Annotated in this window: 17 protein-coding genes; 5 read left to right on the top strand and 12 right to left on the bottom strand. The window is 75.5% G+C overall.

Annotation, left to right across the window (positions count from 1 at the left end):
* Window positions 1–152: 152 nt before the first annotated feature.
* Window positions 153–1,691: an IMP dehydrogenase gene (gene guaB / locus EDF32_RS08260; RefSeq protein WP_123308026.1), complete on the bottom strand. Its 1,539-nt coding sequence runs from the start codon at window positions 1,689–1,691 to the stop codon at window positions 153–155.
* A 41-nt stretch (window positions 1,692–1,732) separates the two neighbouring features.
* On the bottom strand, window positions 1,733–3,010 hold the full coding sequence (locus EDF32_RS08255; RefSeq protein ID WP_123308025.1) for a MerR family transcriptional regulator: 1,278 nt from the start codon (window positions 3,008–3,010) through the stop codon (window positions 1,733–1,735).
* 212 nt (window positions 3,011–3,222) lie between these two features.
* On the opposite strand from EDF32_RS08255, the gene EDF32_RS08250 reads away from it, so the two are divergent.
* Entirely contained in the window at window positions 3,223–3,504 is a 282-nt protein-coding gene (locus EDF32_RS08250; protein ID WP_123308080.1) for a WhiB family transcriptional regulator, read from the top strand.
* Between the two features lie 79 nt (window positions 3,505–3,583).
* Here EDF32_RS08250 and groES read toward each other — a convergent pair whose 3' ends face one another.
* Window positions 3,584–3,880: a co-chaperone GroES gene (gene groES, locus EDF32_RS08245; protein ID WP_123308024.1), complete on the bottom strand. Its 297-nt coding sequence runs from the start codon at window positions 3,878–3,880 to the stop codon at window positions 3,584–3,586.
* 246 nt (window positions 3,881–4,126) lie between these two features.
* Here groES and EDF32_RS08240 point away from each other — a divergent pair, with 246 nt between their 5' ends.
* Entirely contained in the window at window positions 4,127–5,455 is a 1,329-nt protein-coding gene (locus tag EDF32_RS08240; RefSeq protein ID WP_123308023.1) for an SAM-dependent methyltransferase, read from the top strand.
* Window positions 5,452–6,609, top strand: coding sequence for a glutamate--cysteine ligase (locus tag EDF32_RS08235; RefSeq protein WP_123308022.1), 1,158 nt, complete (start codon window positions 5,452–5,454; stop codon window positions 6,607–6,609). The genes EDF32_RS08240 and EDF32_RS08235 overlap by 4 nt, the downstream gene beginning before the upstream one ends.
* A gap of 45 nt (window positions 6,610–6,654) precedes the next feature.
* Here EDF32_RS08235 and tsaD read toward each other — a convergent pair whose 3' ends face one another.
* Window positions 6,655–7,704: a tRNA (adenosine(37)-N6)-threonylcarbamoyltransferase complex transferase subunit TsaD gene (gene tsaD / locus EDF32_RS08230; protein WP_123308021.1), complete on the bottom strand. Its 1,050-nt coding sequence runs from the start codon at window positions 7,702–7,704 to the stop codon at window positions 6,655–6,657.
* Between the two features lie 95 nt (window positions 7,705–7,799).
* Here tsaD and EDF32_RS08225 point away from each other — a divergent pair, with 95 nt between their 5' ends.
* Entirely contained in the window at window positions 7,800–8,441 is a 642-nt protein-coding gene (locus EDF32_RS08225; RefSeq protein ID WP_123308020.1) for a malonic semialdehyde reductase, read from the top strand.
* Window positions 8,442–8,585: 144 nt separating this feature from the next.
* Here EDF32_RS08225 and EDF32_RS08220 read toward each other — a convergent pair whose 3' ends face one another.
* From EDF32_RS08220 to EDF32_RS08185, 8 genes are read right to left on the bottom strand one after another with little or no spacing between them, the layout of a single operon-like run.
* Window positions 8,586–9,488: a sulfurtransferase gene (locus tag EDF32_RS08220; protein WP_370449945.1), complete on the bottom strand. Its 903-nt coding sequence runs from the start codon at window positions 9,486–9,488 to the stop codon at window positions 8,586–8,588.
* Window positions 9,485–10,162, bottom strand: a complete 678-nt coding sequence (gene rimI / locus EDF32_RS08215) for a ribosomal protein S18-alanine N-acetyltransferase (RefSeq protein WP_370449944.1) — start codon at window positions 10,160–10,162, stop codon at window positions 9,485–9,487. The genes EDF32_RS08220 and rimI overlap by 4 nt, the downstream gene beginning before the upstream one ends.
* Complete coding sequence (tsaB, locus tag EDF32_RS08210; protein ID WP_123308019.1) at window positions 10,159–10,887, bottom strand: tRNA (adenosine(37)-N6)-threonylcarbamoyltransferase complex dimerization subunit type 1 TsaB; 729 nt, start codon at window positions 10,885–10,887, stop codon at window positions 10,159–10,161. The genes rimI and tsaB overlap by 4 nt, the downstream gene beginning before the upstream one ends.
* Window positions 10,888–10,910: 23 nt before the next feature.
* Window positions 10,911–11,423, bottom strand: coding sequence for a tRNA (adenosine(37)-N6)-threonylcarbamoyltransferase complex ATPase subunit type 1 TsaE (tsaE, locus tag EDF32_RS08205; RefSeq protein WP_123308018.1), 513 nt, complete (start codon window positions 11,421–11,423; stop codon window positions 10,911–10,913).
* On the bottom strand, window positions 11,420–12,718 hold the full coding sequence (gene alr, locus EDF32_RS08200; RefSeq protein ID WP_123308017.1) for an alanine racemase: 1,299 nt from the start codon (window positions 12,716–12,718) through the stop codon (window positions 11,420–11,422). Before alr ends, tsaE begins: the two co-directional genes overlap by 4 nt.
* A 13-nt stretch (window positions 12,719–12,731) precedes the next feature.
* Window positions 12,732–13,715 (bottom strand): pseudouridine synthase, encoded by a 984-nt coding sequence (locus tag EDF32_RS08195; RefSeq protein ID WP_199734856.1) that lies wholly within the window; start codon window positions 13,713–13,715, stop codon window positions 12,732–12,734.
* Between the two features lie 3 nt (window positions 13,716–13,718).
* Window positions 13,719–14,432: a nucleoside/nucleotide kinase family protein gene (locus EDF32_RS08190; protein ID WP_233565795.1), complete on the bottom strand. Its 714-nt coding sequence runs from the start codon at window positions 14,430–14,432 to the stop codon at window positions 13,719–13,721.
* Window positions 14,429–16,141, bottom strand: coding sequence for a bifunctional ADP-dependent NAD(P)H-hydrate dehydratase/NAD(P)H-hydrate epimerase (locus EDF32_RS08185; protein ID WP_123308016.1), 1,713 nt, complete (start codon window positions 16,139–16,141; stop codon window positions 14,429–14,431). Before EDF32_RS08185 ends, EDF32_RS08190 begins: the two co-directional genes overlap by 4 nt.
* An 87-nt stretch (window positions 16,142–16,228) precedes the next feature.
* Between EDF32_RS08185 and EDF32_RS08180 the strand changes: the two genes are divergently transcribed.
* Entirely contained in the window at window positions 16,229–17,269 is a 1,041-nt protein-coding gene (locus EDF32_RS08180) for an LLM class F420-dependent oxidoreductase (protein ID WP_123308015.1), read from the top strand.
* The last annotated feature ends 254 nt before the right edge of the window (window positions 17,270–17,523 follow it).

Genomic DNA, 17,523 nt, shown 5'->3' with positions numbered 1-17,523 from the left:
TCAACGCTCGAACACGATCTTTAAGCGACACATGTTGCCCCACAGCACACCTCCGAGTCAGAACCCGGTGTTGCACTGACCACTAGAAACCGCCGAAGGATCGAGGGGCAGAATTCGACGTCTCGGCGGGTCGGCGGGTGGAGGCGGTGGGCTCAGCGCCCGGTGTAGTTCGGCGCCTCGACCGTCATCTGAATGTCGTGCGGGTGCGACTCCTTGAGCCCCGCGGAGGTGATGCGCACGAAGCGCCCCTTCTCCTGGAGCTCGGGGATCGTGTGCGCGCCGACGTAGAACATGGACTGGCCGAGGCCGCCCACGAGCTGTGTCGCGACGGCGCCCAGGGGCCCGCGGTACGGGACCTGCCCCTCGATGCCCTCGGGGACGATCTTGTCGTCGCTCGCGACGTCGGCCTGGAAGTAGCGGTCCTTGGAGTAGGACACCTTCCCGCGCGAGGCCATCGCGCCGAGCGACCCCATGCCGCGGTAGTGCTTGAACTGCTTGCCGTTGACGAACACCAGCTGGCCCGGGCTCTCGTCGCAGCCGGCGAGGAGCGAGCCGAGCATCACGGTGTCCGCGCCCGCGACCAGCGCCTTGGCGATGTCCCCGGAGTACTGCAGGCCGCCGTCGCCGATCACGGGCACTCCCGCGGGGCGGCACGCCAGGGCGGCCTCGTGGATCGCGGTGACCTGCGGGACGCCGACACCCGCGACGACGCGGGTGGTGCAGATCGAGCCCGGGCCGACGCCCACCTTCACCGCGTCGACCCCGGCGTCCACGAGCGCCTGCGCGCCGGCGCGGGTGGCGATGTTGCCGCCGATGACCTGCACGTGCGCGAAGGCCGGGTCCGACTTGAGCCGGCGGATCATGTCGAGCAGCAGGCGGGCGTGGCCGTTGGCGGTGTCCGCGACGAGCACGTCGACCCCCGCCTCCGCGAGCGCCGTGGCCCGCTCCCACGCGTCGCCGAAGAACCCGATCGCCGCGCCGACGCGCAGCCGCCCCTCGCCGTCCTTCGTGGCGTTCGGGTACTGCTCGGACTTGACGAAGTCCTTGACCGTGATGAGCCCGCGCAGGTGGCCGGCGTCGTCGACGAGCGGCAGCTTCTCGACCTTGTGCTTGCCGAGCAGCGCGGCGGCGTCGTCGCCGGCGATCCCGACCGGCGCCGTCACGAGCGGCATCGGCGTCATGACCTCCCGCACGCGCAGACGGTCGAAGTCGCCGGCCGGCACGAAGCGCAGGTCGCGGTTGGTGATGATGCCGAGCAGGACGTCGTCGGCGTCCACGACCGGCAGGCCCGAGACCCGGTACTGCCCGCACAGGCGGTCGAGCTCGGTCAGCGTGGCGTCCGGGCCGACGGTGACGGGGTCCGTGACCATCCCCGACTCCGACCGCTTGACCCGGTCCACCTGGTGCGCCTGGTCGGCGATCGAGAGGTTGCGGTGCAGGATGCCGATGCCGCCCTGGCGTGCCATCGCGACCGCCATCCGCGACTCGGTGACCGTGTCCATCGCGGCCGAGAGGAGCGGCACGGCGACGTCGATCTCCCTGGTCAGGCGCGAGGTCGTGTCGACCTCGCTGGGGATCACGTCCGTCTCGTTCGGCAGGAGCAGGACGTCGTCGTACGTCAGGCCCAGGAAGCCGAAGGGGTCCGGCAGGCCGGAGGCGGGTGCGGGGCTGGGGGTGGTCGAGTCCGTCACGCCCGCCAGTCTACGGCGCGGACCCGGGGCACCCGGGGCGGTCAGCCGGCGATCGCCAGCACCTCGTGCAGCAGCCCCGTGAACGAGCGCACGCGGAGCACGTTGGCCGCCAGCGGGATGTCGACCTCGGCCGCGTCGTGCGACATGCCGACGAAGATCGGCAGGTCCGGGTTGGCCGCGTGCGTGGCGTCGACGACGTCGAGCTCCGGGCGCGGCAGCGACGAGACGGCGACGACGGCCGCGGGACGGACCATCGTCACGATCTCGAGCGACCGGTGGGTGTTGGCAGGCCCGGTGACGATCCGCGCGGTCCCGCCCCGCGCGGCGATGGCCGCGGCGAGCGCGTGCGCCGCCAGCGGCAGCCGCTCCTCGGGCGCGGCGAAGATCAGCACGATCTTGCGCATCCGGCTCGGGTGGTTCGCCGGCGGCGCGCCGGCCGCGACCGCGGCGTCCTCCCGCTCGCGCGCGGAGCGCCGCAGGGCGTGCAGCGTCGCGTTCGCCAGCAGCACCGCCGGGTCCTCCCCCGGGCCGGCGAGGACCGTGCGCTCGCGCAGCCGCCGGAACGCCGGCTCGACGAGGTTGGGCCACCACACGCCCGGGTCGATCTCGGGGCCGATGCGCAGGAGCTCGTCGCAGGCCCGCTCGTCGTAGGCGATCGCGGCATCGACGATGTCGGAGACCGTGGCGCCGGCCGGGGCGGCGAACGTCATCGGGACGTCGAGCCGGCCCGGGGACGCATGGCCCGCAGGCTCGGGGCCCGCGGAGCCACGCTGGCCCGCTCCACCCTGCACCGCCCGGAGCAGCGGGCGACGCGGCGTCGCCTCGGCAGGTTCCGCCGCCCGCGCGCCCCGCCCCTGCGGCGCACCGCCCGCCGGCCGGTCCTGCGCGGCGACGTCGGGCGCGTCGTCGCCGGTAGGGCTCGAGCCGCCCGTCGATCCGCTCGTCGATCCGCTCGTCGATCCGCTCGTCGATCCGCTCAGGTGCGGGACGTCGCCCCAGGGGTCGATCCGGGAGACGTCCGCCTCGAGCGCGGCCTGCGCGGCGTCGACGGGGGCGACCCCCTCGATGGTCAGGCCGCGCATCACGAGGAGGCGGGCGACGTCGTCGCCGGTGTACCGGCGGTGGGAGCCTGCGGACCGGCCGGACGGTCCGAGGCCGTAGCGCCGGTCCCAGGTCCGCAGCGTCGCGGGGGCGACGCCCAGGCGTCGTGCCACCGCCGCCACCGTCAGCGACGGACCCTTGGCCGGCTGCTGCGCAGCTCCGACGTCAGGTCCGTCTGCCGGTCCACCGTCGTCGGAGATCTGTCCGCGAGGTGTCATGGGTCGATTGTGCCGACCCGCGTCGCCCGGTGCCACCCACGGACCCCCCGGCGGGTCGGCCCACGACCCGGTCCTGGGGCCGCCCGGCGCGACCGCGCCACCGATCGCGCCAGCGCCTGGACCGATGAACAGCCTATGAACAGCATGTGATCGCACACATGATCTTCACCAGCCCCTTGAACAACTTCTGCAACGCTTGTAGGTTGTCCGGCATGACGGAGATCTCGAGGTTGCCCGGTCCGGTGATGGAGCTGTGGGAGTGGCAGTACCAGGGTGCGTGCCGCGACGTGGACGACACCCTCTTCTTCCACCCGGAGGGCGAGCGGGGCTCCACCCGTCGCCGTCGCGCGGAGGCGGCCAAGGCGATCTGCCACTCCTGCCCCGTGATGATGCAGTGCCGCGAGCAGTCGCTGCGCGTCCGGGAGCCCTACGGCGTCTGGGGCGGGCTGTCCGAGGACGAGCGCAGCGCGATCCTCGCCCAGCAGACCGGCTGACCCCCAGCAGACCTCGAGCGTGCGAGAGCCCCCGTGACCGTCGGTCACGGGGGCTCTCGCGTGCAGTGCGTCGGGAGCGTCAGCTCACGACGACGGCGAGCACGTCGCGCGCCGAGAGGACCAGGAGCTCCTGGCCGTCGTACTTGACCTCGGTGCCGCCGTACTTGCTGTAGATGACCTTGTCGCCCACGGCGACGTCCACGGGGACGCGGTTGCCGTTGTCGTCGACACGGCCCGGGCCCACCGCAAGGACCTCGCCCTCCTGGGGCTTCTCCTTGGCGGTGTCCGGGATGACGAGACCGGAAGCGGTCGTGGTCTCGGCCTCGAGGGCCTTCACGACGATCCGGTCCTCGAGCGGCTTGATGGAGACCGACACGTCGGACCTCCCCTTTCGCGAGAGAACTGCAACGGATGGGTGTCGCACTCCCTGAGCCGGCCGCCGTCGCGGGGGTCGACCTGCCTGGGTGGTGCCCGGGTCGGCACGGGGTGCGGCGTAGACGCCGGACCGCGACGACCCATCGCCAAATCTAGGTGGCGGTTAGCACTCGGTCAACACGAGTGCCAACGGTGCGCGGCTCGCAGCGGCGGGGCGGCCCCGCGGCGGCGTGCAAGGATCGTGCCCATGGACGCCGAGGCCGCCGAGTCCCTGACCAAGCTCCTGCGCCCCGAGGGCTGGGCGCTCCTGAACGCGCTGCCCCCGTACGACCCGCACCAGGCGATGGCGCTCGCCGCCGGCCTGCGCGCGAAGGGCGTCGACCCCGGCCTCGCGGCCGCCGCCATGACGCAGTCCCGGCTGCGCGCCAAGGGCCGCGAGAAGTTCGGCGAGTTCGCCGACGGGATGCTCTTCACGCAGGCCGGGCTCGAGCAGGCGACCCGGCTCGTCGTCGCGGCGCGCCACGCCCAGCGCTACCTCACGGCCGGGGTGACGCACGTGGCCGACCTCACGTGCGGGATCGGCGCCGACGCCATGACCTTCGCCGGGATGGGCCTGCGCGTGCTCGCGGCGGACGTCGACGAGGCCACGGCGTCGGTCGCCACCGTGAACCTGCGCCACCACCCCGAGGCCGTCGTCCGGCACGCCGACGGGCTCACGCTCGACCTCGCGGCCGAGGGCGTCGACGGCGTCTACGCCGACCCCGCCCGCCGCACCCGCTCGGGGTCCCGCATCGTCGACCCGAAGGCGTACGCGCCCCCGCTCGACGCGGTCTGGGCCCTGCGGGACCGCGTCGCCGCCGTCGGTATCAAGGTCGGCCCCGGGATCTCGCACAACGGCCTCCCCCAGGACGCCGAGACCCAGTGGGTCTCGGTCGACGGCGACGTCGTCGAGGCGGGGATCTGGTTCGGGCCCCTCGCCCCCGACGGCCCCGGCCGCAGCGCCCTGGTCCTGCGCCAGGTCACGGGGCCCGACGGCGCCCCGACCACCCTCGCGCGTGCCGTTCGCCCCGGGGCTCTCTCCGGCGGGCCCGACGACGGCCCCGACCTGGTGCCGGACGTCGGCGCCGTCGGGCAGTACCTGTACGAGCCGGACGGCGCGGTGATCCGGGCCGGTCTCGTCGCGTACGCGGCGCAGGACCTGCACGGCCGCCTGCTCGACCGGACCATCGCGTACGTCACGACGGACGCCCCGGCGCCGGTGCGGGAGAACGGGCTCGCGGCCGGCCTCGCGACGGGCTACCGGGTGCTCGACACGATGCCGTTCGGCCTCAAGCGGCTGCGCGCCTACCTGCGCGAGCGCGGCGTCGGCCGCCTGACCATCAAGAAGCGGGGCACCGCCGTCGTCCCCGAGCAGCTGCGCAAGCAGCTCGACCTGCGAGGAGACGGGGAAGGCACGATCATCCTCACGAGGGTCGGCGGCGCGCAGCAGGTGCTCGTCGTCGAGCCGCTCGCGCGGACGACGCACGGCACGGGTCCGGGCGCGGGTGCGCCGGACGATCAGGGGGACGCCGCATGACCGGCCGCAGCAGAGATCTCAGCCTCCCGTTCGCGAGCTCCGACCGCTCGACGATCGGGCTCGAGTGGGAGCTCGCCCTCGTCGACAGCGACTCCGGAGACCTGCGCCAGGTCGCCCAGACCGTGCTCGACGGCCTGCGCGGCGCCGACGGGTCGCCGCACGCGAACGTCACCCAGGAGCTGCTGCTCAACACGGTCGAGGTGATCAGCAACCCGCGGCGCACCGTGCGCGAGGCCGCCGACGACCTCGAGCGCTCGATCGCCGACATCCGCGCCATCACCGACCCGCTGCGCGTCGAGCTCATGTGCGCCGGCACGCACCCGTTCGCGCGGTGGGACCACCAGAAGGTCACGGACAAGCAGCGCTACAACACGCTCATCGACCGGACGCAGTGGTGGGGCCGCCAGATGCTCATCTACGGCGTGCACGTCCACGTCGGCATCGAGGACCGCGACAAGGTGCTGCCGATCCAGCGGGCGATGCACTGCTTCTTCGCGCACCTGCAGTCCCTCTCCGCGTCGTCGCCGTTCTGGGGCGGCAAGGACACCGGCTACGCCTCGAACCGGGCGCTGATGTTCCAGCAGCTGCCGACGGCGGGGCTCGGCTTCCAGTTCGACGAGTGGTCCGAGCTCGAGCAGTACGTGGGCGACATGATGCACACCGGCGTGATCGACGGGTTCGACGAGGTGCGCTGGGACATCCGGCCCTCCCCCCGGTTCGGCACCCTCGAGATGCGCATCTGCGACGGGATCACGAACATCACCGAGCTGCGCGCCACCGCCGCCCTGACCCACTGCCTCGTGGAGCACTTCTCGACCATGCTCGACGAGGGCAAGGAGCTCCCGTCGCTGCCCGGGTGGTTCCTGCAGGAGAACAAGTGGCGCTCGGCCCGCTACGGGATGGACGCGATCATCATCCTCGACCGGTCCGGGGACGAGGGCCTGGTGACCGACGACGTCGCGCGCCTGATCGACGAGCTCGCCCCCGTCGCCGAGCGGCTCGGCTGCGCGGCCGAGCTCGAGGACCTGAAGATCACGCTGCGACGCGGGGCGTCCTACCAGCGCCAGCGGGCGGTCGCCCGGCGCAACGCGGGCGAGCTGGACGCCGTCGTCGCCTCGCTCGTCAAGGAGATGCGGGCAGGCAAGCCGGTCTGAGCGCGGTCGGACGGACCGGTCGGACGGACCGGTCAGACGGACCGGTCAGACGGACACCGTGGTCAGCGGCATCGACGAGTCGACCCCGATCGACAGGTCCGACGGCGCCACGCCTGCCCGGACCACCGCCGAGCCGAGCGCGGCGATCATCGCGCCGTTGTCGGTGCAGAAGCGGATCGGCGGGATCCGCAGCTCGATGCCCGCCTCGGCGCACCGTGCCGCCGCCATCTCCCGCAGCTGGCTGTTCGCGGAGAACCCGCCGCCGACGACGAGCGTGCCGACGTCGTGCCGGTGGCACGCCGCGATGGTCTTGGCCGTGAGCACGTCGGCGACGGACTCGGCGAACGACGCCGCGACGTCGGCCACCGGGACCTCCTCGCCGGCGTCGACCCGCGTCTCGACCCAGCGGGCGACGGCGGTCTTGAGCCCGGAGAACGAGAAGTCGTCGGCGTGAGCGGCCTGGTCCTTGCGGGCCGTCAGGCCGCGCGGGAAGCGGATGGCGGTCGGGTCCCCCTGGCGGGCCAGGCGGTCGATGTGCGGGCCGCCCGGGTACGGCAGCCCGAGCAGGCGCCCGACCTTGTCGAACGCCTCGCCCGCGGCGTCGTCGAGCGTGGAGCCGAGCTCGGTGACGGACGTCGCGACGTCGTCGACCAGGAGCAGCGACGAGTGCCCGCCGGAGACGACGAGCGCCATCACGCGCTCCGGGAACTCGCCGTGCACGAGCTGGTCCACGGCGGCGTGCCCGATCACGTGGTTCACGCCGTAGAGGGGCCGGTCGAGCGCGAGGGCGAGGGACTTCGCCGCGGAGGCGCCGATCGTCAGCGGGCCGACCAGCCCGGGACCCGCGGTGACCGCGACGGCGTCGACCTGGGCGAGCGTGCAGCCGGACTCGGCCAGCGCCCGCTCGATCGTCGGGACCATCGCCTCGAGATGGGCGCGGGACGCGACCTCGGGGATGATGCCGCCGTAGCGCGCGTGCTCGTCCATCGACGAGGCGACGGCGTCGAACAGGAGCTCGTTCCCCCGCACGAGGGCGACGCCCGTCTCGTCGCAGGAGGTCTCGATGCCGAGGACGAGGGGATCGCCGGATGCCATGCCCCGAGGATATCCGGCCGCGGGCGGAGGCCGGTGTCGGCGACGTCACAGCCAGGACGGGAACATGGTTGACCCATCAACCCGTTGAACCGAGCATGACCACGGACACCCTCTCCCCCGCCACCGACGCGCCCGACGAGCTGCTCTCGATCGACGCGCCCACCGCCGACCTCCTCTTCCGCGAGGCGCGGACCGTCGTCCGCTTCGACGACGGCCACGTCAGCGACCAGCAGGTCCAGGCCGCCTACGACCTGGTCCGGTGGGGCCCGACCGCCATGAACACCCTCCCCCTGCGCCTCCTGCTCGTGCGCACCCCCGAGGCCCGCGAGCGCCTGGTGAGCCACATGGCCGAGGGCAACAAGCCGAAGACGCTCGACGCCCCGCTGACGATCGTCGCGGCCGCCGACCCGAACTTCCACGAGCACCTGCCCGTCCTCGCCCCCCACGTGCCGGGCGCGCGCGAGATGTTCGAGGGCAACGGCCCGGAGGGCCGCGCGCCGATGGCGACGCAGTCCACGCTGATCCAGGTCGGCTACCTCATCGTCGGGCTGCGCGCGGCCGGGCTGCACGTCGGGCCGATGAGCGGCTTCGACACCGCCGGCGTCGACGCGGAGTTCTTCGCGGACAACGGCTGGAGGTCGCAGCTCGTGATCAACGTCGGGACGCCCGCGTCCGAGGGTGCCTCGTACCCGCGCCAGACGCGCCTCGGCTTCGACCAGGTGTCCGCGGCGGTCTGACCCGCCCGCCCGCCCCGCGCGCAGGCCCGGCCCGCCCGCAGGCCCGGCCCGCCCGCCCGCCGAGAAGTCGATTTCGGCCCCTGATCCGCCCGGATCAGGGGCCGAATTCGACTTCTCGGCGGTGTCGGGCGGCTTCGGGGAGGGTCAGGCGCCCGAGGCGCCCGTCGCGACCGGGCGCCGCGGGTCGCCCGACCACTGCGACCACGAGCCCGGGTACAGCGCCGCCTCGACGCCGACCGCCGCGAGCGCCGCCGCCTCGTGCGCCGCGGTGACGCCGGACCCGCAGTACACCCCGAGCGGCGGCGCGTCCCCCACGCCGAGCGCGGCGAACCGCGCCCGCAGCGCGTCGTCCGGCAGGAAGGTCCCGTCGTCGGCGAGGTTCGCCGCCGTCGGCGCGCTCACGGCCCCGGGCACGTGCCCGGCACGCAGGTCGACGGGCTCGACCTCCCCGCGGAACCGCTCGGTCGCCCGCGCGTCGAGCAGCAGGCCCGACGACGCGACCCGCGCCGCGCCGTCCGCGTCAAGCACGGGCACCGACCCCGGGCGCACGACGACGTCGCCGCGCTCCGGCGTGACGTCGTACCGCTCCGTGGGCAGGCCGGCTCGCCGCCACGCCGCGATGCCGCCGTCGAGCATCCGCACGTCGGCGTGCCCGGCCCAGCGCAGGAGCCACCAGGCGCGGGCGGCGGACATGCCCCCGACCGCGTCGTACGCGACCACTGGCGTCGCCGGGCCCACGCCCCAGCGCCGCGCGGCCGCCTCCAGGTCGTCGGCGGCCGGGAGCGGGTGACGTCCCGCGGACCGGCTCGCCGGTGCGGCGAGCTCGGTCTCCAGGTCGACGTAGACGGCGCCCGGGACGTGGGCCTCCAGATAGCTCTCGAAGCCGTCGTCCCGCCCGAGCGCCCACCGCACGTCGAGGAGCACCGGCGCGCCGGGCGGCAGGGGACGGACCTGCGAGGACGCGGCGCGGTCGGGGTACCCCGGCGCCACGCCCAGAGCGCGGGCGAGCGCCGCGACGCCCACCAGCACCTGCTCGCGCGCGCTCACGCGCCCACCGGCCCCGGGGCGCCGGCGGTTCCCGGGCGCCGCCCCGCGGGCGGTCCGCCCGCCACCGGCACGGCCCGCGCCGCCCGGTCCGCCGCCCCGGGCGAGGCGACCCCCTCGGGCGGGGCCAGCTCGAGCCGCATCGTGTAGGCGTCCGTCCCCTCGGGCCAGTAGTACTTGCGCCGCACGCCGAGCCGGACGAACCCGTACCCCTCGTACAGGCGCAGCGCCGGCGCGTTGTCGACGGCGACCTCCAGGAGGACCGCCTCCGCGCGCAGCACCCGCGCCCGGGCCAGGAGCGCCTCGAGCAGCGTGCGCCCGACGCCCCGCTGCTGGAGCTCCGGGTCGACGCCGATCGTCATGACCTGGACGACCTCGCCGTCGAACCACAGCCCCGCGTACCCGACGACCTCCTGGGGTCCCGCGGCGTACGGCCGCACCGGCTCGGCCGCGACGTACCAGCGGCCCAGGCCCCCGAGCTCCTCGGCGAGCATCGCGTAGCTCCACGCCCCGCGTCCGAAGAGCTGCTGCTCGAGCCGCTCGACGCGCCGCAGGTCGCGGGCCTCCAGCGGCCGCAGGCGGATCTCGTACGGCGTACGCCGGTCCTCGGGCGCCGTGCCGTACGCGGGGGCCGCCTCACCGGGCGGCGCGCCCGCGCCCGCGTCCCGGGTCGTCACGGCACAGACCCCTCGTCGGCCGGGCCGCCGACGGCGATCGCACGCTTGCGCGGGGCCGGCACCTGGACGTCGGGCCGGCGCAGGTACAACGGCGCCGTGCCGACCTCCTCGCCCGCGTCCCGCCGCGCGAGCGCGAGGCGCGCGAGGACGACGGGGTCCGGGACGAGCGGGGCGTCGTCGGCCGCGTCGAGGACGTCGGGGTACAGCGCCGCACCCTGCCCGACGACGGTCGCGCCGTCCGCGAGCCCCGCCAGGTCGGCGGCCGGCCCGACGTCGTACCCGTCGGTGCGCTCCAGGACGGGAGCGCCGTAGGGCCCCTCGTGCGCGCGGACGAGGAAGCGTGCCCAGTAGACCTGCCGACGCCGCGCGTCGCTCGTCGCGAGGACGGCGTCCCCGGCGCGCAGTCCGAGGTCGGAGACCGCCTGCGCGGCCACCGCGTCGAGACTCGCCGCCCCGAGCAGCGTCGCGCCGCGCGCGAGCGCGTAGGTCCGCGCGGTGACCAGCCCGACGCGCAGCCCCGTGTAGGGGGCGGGGCCGGTGCCCGCGACGACCGTCGTGACGTCCGACGGCGCGGCGCCGACCTGGGCGAGGAGGTCCACGATCATCGGGGCGAGGAGCTCGGCGTGCCGGCGCTGCTCGTGCACGACGCCGGACGCGAGCCGCGCACCGTCGTCGTCGAGGAGCGCGGCCGCCACGGCTGCGGAGGTGTCGATCGACAGGATCACCCCGCCAGGATACGGCGCGGGGCTCAGCGCACCAGACGCTCCAGGTCGACGTCCGCCCAGCGCCGCCCGAGCGCGCGCAGGCGCACGTGGCGCACCCCCGCCTCGAGGTCCTGCTCGCCCTCGGCGACTCCGCCGCGAGGACGCTCGACCGCCACCTCCAGCCGGTCCTCGGCCAGCGCCTCGGCGAGGCCGCCGCCCCACTCGACCACCGTCACGGCCTCGTCGAGCGACGAGTCCAGGTCGAGGGCGTCCAGCTCGTCGAGGCCGCCCAGCCGGTACGCGTCCACGTGCACCAGGGCGGGCCCGCCCGCGAGCGGCGGGTGCTCGCGGGCCACGATGAACGTCGGCGAGGCGACCTGCCCGCGGATGCCCAGGCCCGCGCCGATGCCCTGCGTGAGGGTCGTCTTGCCCGCGCCCAGGTCGCCCGTGAGGACCACCAGGTCGCCCGCGCGCAGCTCGCCCGCGAGGCGGCGCCCGAGCTCCCGCGTCGCGTCGGCGTCGGGCAGGTCCACCGACGTCGTCCTCGGCTCGTTCACGACAGCCACTCCTTCTCGGTCTCGGTCTCGGTCTCCGTCACGCCGCCACGGACGTGCACCCGGGGCACCCGGGCCCCGACCCGGGTGACGATCTCATAGCTGATGGTCCCGGCGGCGTCCGCCCAGTCCTGCGCGGTGGGCGCCCCCCCGCGTGCGAGGCCCGCGCCGGGCCCGAACAGCGTCACGACGTCGCCGGCGCGCTCGGTGGCGTAGGGCCCGAGGTCCAGGACGAGCTGGTCCATGCACACCCGCCCGGCGACCCGCACGACCCGGGCCGCGCCGTCGGACCCGAGCTCGTCCGGACCGCCCCCGACCAGCACCGGCCCTCCCGGGTGCGCCGGGAGGTCGCCGGACGCGTGGCGCGGGACGCCGTCGGCGTACCCGAGGGGCACGACGCCGAGGGTCGTCGCCTGCGTGGTCGTGTACCGGTGGGCGTACGAGACACCCTGCCCCGCGTCGACGCGCTTGACGTTGGCCAGGCGGGCCTCGAGCGTCATCGCGGGCGTCAGCCCGTAGTCGCCGGGCCCGCCGAGCTCCGGGACGGGCGAGAGCCCGTACACCGCGATGCCCGGCCGCACGAGGTCGTAGTGCATGCGCGGCGCGGTGAGCGTCGCCGCGGAGTTCGCGAGGTGGCGCACCTCGAGACCGGCGCAGGCCTGCTCCACGAGCCGGACGGCGTCGTCGAACACCTCGGCCTGGCCCAGCACCGTGGGGTGGGCCGGCTCGTCGGCGAACGCGAGGTGCGACCAGACCCCCACGACCCGGACGACGCCTTCCCGCTCCGCCGCGACGGCGTCGGGCAGCAGCCGCGCCAGGTCCGCGGGCATCAGGCCGTTGCGCCCCAGGCCCGTGTCGACCTTGAGGTGCACGCGCGCCGTCCGGCCGGTGGCGCGCGCCGCCGCGACCACCTCCGCCAGGGCCCAGCCCGCGTGCACCGAGACGTCCACGTCCGCCGCGAGCGCCGCCGCGAGCGGCGCGCCGGGCGCGTACAGCCAGGTCAGGACGCGCGCCTCGCAGGGCGCGACGCCCGCGGTGCGCAGCGCGACGGCCTCCGGGACCTGGGCGACGCCGAGCCAGGTGGCGCCGCCGGCGAGCGCGGCGCGCGCCGAGGGCACGAGGCCGTGGCCGTAGGCGTCGGCCTTGACGACCGCCATCACGTGCGCGGTGGGTGCCGCGGACGCGAGGGCCCGGACGTTGCCGGCGATCGCGTCGAGGTCGACGACGGCGCGCGCGGGCGGCGCGTCGTCGCCGGGATGGTCGGCGCGGGCCGGGAGGTCGTCGGGCGCGGTGCTCACGCGCCCGATTCTCTCACCGGCCGGGCCCGGGCCAGCGTTCCAGCGTGCGCCGCGACACGAACCGCCGGCGTTCGCCGGTGAACGGGTCGGTGAGCTCGAGGGACCGTGCCAGCAGCTGCAGCGGTTCCGAGAAGTCGTCGGGCGCGCGCTCGCGCAGCTCGGGGAAGAAGTCGTCGCCGAGGATCGGCACGCCGAGCCCGTGCATGTGCAGCCGCAGCTGGTGGGTCCTGCCGGTGCGCGGGGTCAGGCGGTAGCCCGCGAGGCCGCGTGTCTCGTCGACCGCCTCGAGCTCGACCCGGCTCTCGGCGTTGGGCTCCCCCGGGACCTCGTACGCCCGGGGGGTGCCCCGCACCTTGAGGATGCGGCTGCGCACGGTCGCCGGGAGCTCGAGCGCGGGGTCGAACGGCGCCACGGCCGCGTACTCCTTGCGGACCTCCCGGTTCGCGAACAGGGTCTGGTACGCCCCGCGCGCCTCGCGGCGCACCGTCAGCACCAGCACCCCGGCCGTGGCGCGGTCGAGCCGGTGCGCGGGCGCGAGGCCGGGCAGGTCGAGCTCGCGGCGCAGCCGCACGAGCACGGACTGCGTCACCCACGACCCGCGCGGCATGGTCGCCAGGAAGTGCGGCTTGTCGACCACGAGCAGGTTCTCGTCGCGGTGCAGGACCTCCACGTCGAAGGGCACGTGCGGCTCCCCCGCCGGGGGGTCGCGGTACAGCCAGACCACGGCGCCCGCCCGGTAGGGGGTGCGTTCCGTGACGGGCGCCAGCAGCTGGTCCAGGACCTCGCCCGCCGCCACCTTCTCCGTCAGGCGCTCGGCGTCCCGCGGGAACCGGGCCAGCAGGTGCCCGACGACGGTCGCGGGCCCCGGCGCACCGCCGGACGCGTCGTCCGGGTCGCCGGGCGCGCCGGCGGCGGGCAGCACGACACGGGTCGGGTCGAGCCCGTCGCGCAGCGGCGGGACCAGCGCCCGGTGACGGGTCGTACGTCGGGCGGCCACGCCTCACCGTACCGGCGGAGCCTGCGCTGCCGGCGCCGCGCCGGCGGCGCCGAGGCGGACGACGACGTCTGCCCGCTCCCGCGTCGCCGCGACCAGCCGCGCGTTCGTCTCGTCGGGGCCGAGGACCCACGCCTTCGCGTCGCCCGGCGCCTTGCCGTGCGCCGTGTGGCGCGCGACCAGCCGGGCCCGGCGGACGTCGTCGGGCAGGTCGACGAACCAGGTCTCGTCGAGCAGGTCGCGGACCGGCGCCCAGCGCTCCCCGAGCAGGAGGTAGTTGCCCTCGACGACCACGACCCGCACCTCGCGGTCCACGCGGACCGCTCCCGCGACCGGGTCCTCGACCTCGCGGCGGAACTCCGGCGCGTACACCGGCCCGGGCGCGTCCTCGCGCAGGCGGCGCAGCAGCGCGACGAACCCCTCGGCGTCGAACGTGTCGGGGGCACCCTTGCGGTCGCGGCGCCCGAGGCGCACCAGCTCGGCGTCGGCGAGGTGGAACCCGTCCATCGGCACGACGACGGCGCGTCGCGCCGGGCGCGCCGGTGCCCCCTCGACCAGCTCGTCCGCCACCGCGGAGGCGAGGGTCGACTTGCCCGCCCCGGGTGCGCCGACGACCCCGACGAGCACGCGGCGCCCGCGTCCCGCCGCCAGCAGCGCGGCCGCGCGGCCCGCGAGAGCCGGCGCCGCCGCGCCGTCGGGCAGGCGGAGGACGGCGCTCACTCGTCCTCGTCGTCGCGCAGCAGCTCCGCCACCACGGCGGGCACGGCGCGCGCCACGTCCAGCGCCGAGACGGGGCCGCCCGGGTTCGCCGCGCCGCCCGCGACGCCGTGCACCAGGGAGGCCGCCGCCGCGAGCCGCGCCGCGAGGTCCGGCTCGTCGACGCACTCCTGGGGGTACGCGGCCAGCAGCGTGCCGAGGATCCCCGAGAGCACGTCGCCGGAGCCCGCGGTCGCGACCCAGCCGGACGCGTCGGCCTGCGAGTACACGACCCCCGGGCCGACGACGACGGTCACGCCGCCCTTGAGCAGCACCGTCGCGCCGGTCAGCTCGTGCGCGCGCCGGGCGTGCCGCAGCGGCTCCGCCTCGACCTCGTCGCGGCCCGCGCGCTCACCGAGCGCGCGCAGCAGGCGCGACAGCTCTCCCGCGTGCGGGGTCAGGACCACGTGCGCCGACAGGCGCCCGCCGTCCTGCACGCGCGTCGCCACGAGGTCCAGCGCCCCGGCGTCGACGACGACGGGCACGGGTGCGCGGTCCTGGTCGGGATCCCCCGCAGCGGCGTCGAGCGCCTCGCGGGCACGGGCGAGCTGGCCCGCGTCGTCGCCCGCGCCCTCGCCCGGCAGCCCCGGGCCGACCGTCCACGCCTGCACCCGGCCCTCGGCGGGCACGACCTCGGGGCGCGCCGCGAGGACGGACGCCGCCACGGCGTCGGGCCCGACGTAGCGGACCATCCCCGCACCGGTGCGCACGGCCGCGGTTGTCACGAGGACGGCCGCGCCCGGGTAGGTGGGCGTGCCGGCGACGACGCCGAGCACGCCGCGAGAGTACTTGTCGTCCGTCGGCCCGGGGACCGGCCACAGGTCCGCGACGTCACCGAGCTCGAGTCGCCGCAGGACCGGTTCGGCGCCCTGCTCGGCGATGGGCTGGCTCAGGCCGAGGTCCACGAAGTGCACGTCGCCGGCGAGGTGGGCGGCCGGCGGGAGCAGGAGCCCCGGCTTGGTCGCACCGAAGGTCAGCGTGACGTCGGCCGGGAGGACGGGCCCGCCCACCGTGCCGTCGTCCACCCCGATGCCGCTCGGGGCGTCCACCGCGACGACGACCGGGCGCGGGCGCTCCGTGCGCCCGGTCCGCGGGCCGCCCCCGAGCGTCGCGATGGCCGTCCCCTTGCGGGCGCGTCCCGGGCCGGTGCTGGTGCTGGTGCGGGCCACCTCGAGGGTGCGGGCGAGCTCGTCGGCGCCGGTCAGCGAGCGCACGAGCTCCAGCGCCACGCCGCGCAGCGGCCCCGTCGCCCCGATGCCGACCAGCCCGTCGAACACGAGGTCGCAGGCCAGGACGTCGGCGATCGTGCTCGACCAGTCCGGGCTCGTCGGGCCGGCGGACAGGTCGACGACGCGCCCGCCCGCCTCGCGCAGGGCCTCGAGGCCCTCCGGGTGGACACGCTCGCTGATGCACGCGGCGACGACGTCGGCCTCCCGCGAGGCGAGCACGGCCCCCGCGTGCAGCGCGTCGCCGCCGTTGGCGCCGCTGCCCACCAGCAGCGCCACCCGGACCCCGGGCAGCGCGTCGAGCTCCTCGCCGCTGCCCGTGGGCAGCAGCGCCGGGGTCGACGTCGTGGCGAGCATGAACGCGGCCATCTGCATCAGCGGCACGCCGCTCTCCAGCAGCGGGACCTCGGCGGCTCGGACGTCCTCGGCGGACCAGGCTTCGATCATGCGCCCATCCTGCCCGCACCGCCGCCGGCGCGCGCAACCGCGCCGTCCCGCCGGGTCGGCCGGGGACGCGCACGTTAGGTTGGGGCCATGGAATTCGGACTCTTCATCCCGCAGGGCTGGCGGCACGACCTCGTCGGCATCGACCCCTCCGACCAGTGGGAGACGATGCGCTCGCTCGCGCGGCACGCGGACACCGCGCTCGCCGGCAACGGCCTGCCCGGGGACCGTCCCGCGTTCGCGTCGGTCTGGGTGTACGACCACTTCCACCCGGTCCCCGAGCCGACCACGGAGGCGACCCACGAGGCGTGGACCCTCATGGCGGCGTTCGCGGCGAGCACCGAGCGGGTCCGGCTCGGGCAGATGTGCACCTGCATGGCCTACCGGAACCCGGCCTACCTCGCGAAGGTCGCGGCGACCGTCGACGCCGTCTCGGGCGGCCGCACCGAGATGGGCATCGGCGCCGGCTGGTACGAGCACGAGTGGCGCGCCTACGGCTACGGTTTCCCCGGGGCCGGCGACCGGCTCAAGGCCCTCGACGAGGGCGTGCAGATCATGGCGCAGGCATGGCGCGAGGGCTCGGCGACGTTCTCCGGCGAGTACTACACGGTGGACGGTGCCCTGTGCCACCCGCAGCCGCTGCAGCACGGCGCGGGGGACGACGTCGGCCCCTCCATCCCCCTGTGGATCGCGGGCGGCGGCGAGAAGCGGACCCTGCGCACCGCGGCGCAGTACGCGCAGTACACGAACTTCGTGGGCGACCCCGAGGAGTTCGCGCACAAGTCGGCGGTGCTGCGCGAGCACTGCGCCGACGTCGGGACGGACTTCGACGCCATCACCCGGTCGGCGAACTACAACGTCGTGATCGGCGAGGACGAGGCCGAGGTGGCGGACCGCCTCGCCTGGGTCGAGGACCACTACCGCCGCGTGGTGCCGGGCAGCGCGGACGGTGAGATCGAGTCGTGGCGCAACGGCCCGCTGGTCGGGACGCCCGAGCAGATCGTCGAGCGGCTCACCGAGCTGCGGGGCCTGGGTATGACGTACGCGATCACGTACTTCCTCGACGCCGCGTACGACCGCTCGGCGATGGACCTCTTCACGCGCGAGGTGGTCCCGGAGCTGCAGTCCTGACTGCTGCCCCCTCTCTTTGACGCCGAGCACGGGGTTGGTGCCGGATCAGCTGCGCTGATCGGGCACCAACCCCGTCGTCGTGGGGCGGGGATCCCTTGCTCGACGTTGTCCACAGGCGGTGGCCGCCGCCGGGCCGTCTATCTCGAGACCCGCACGGGCGACCGATCAGGTCGGATGGCCTCGTGCGACGACGACGCAAGGACGCCCCATGTCGACGTCCTGCGCTTCACCGCGCGCGACCTGGGAAGGATCGG

The organism is Cellulomonas sp. PhB143, from assembly GCF_003752595.1.
Taxonomy (GTDB): Bacteria; Actinomycetota; Actinomycetes; order Actinomycetales; family Cellulomonadaceae; genus Paraoerskovia.
The sequence above is the reverse complement of the archived record's forward strand: the minus strand, read 5'-3'. Positions and strand labels throughout refer to the sequence as shown.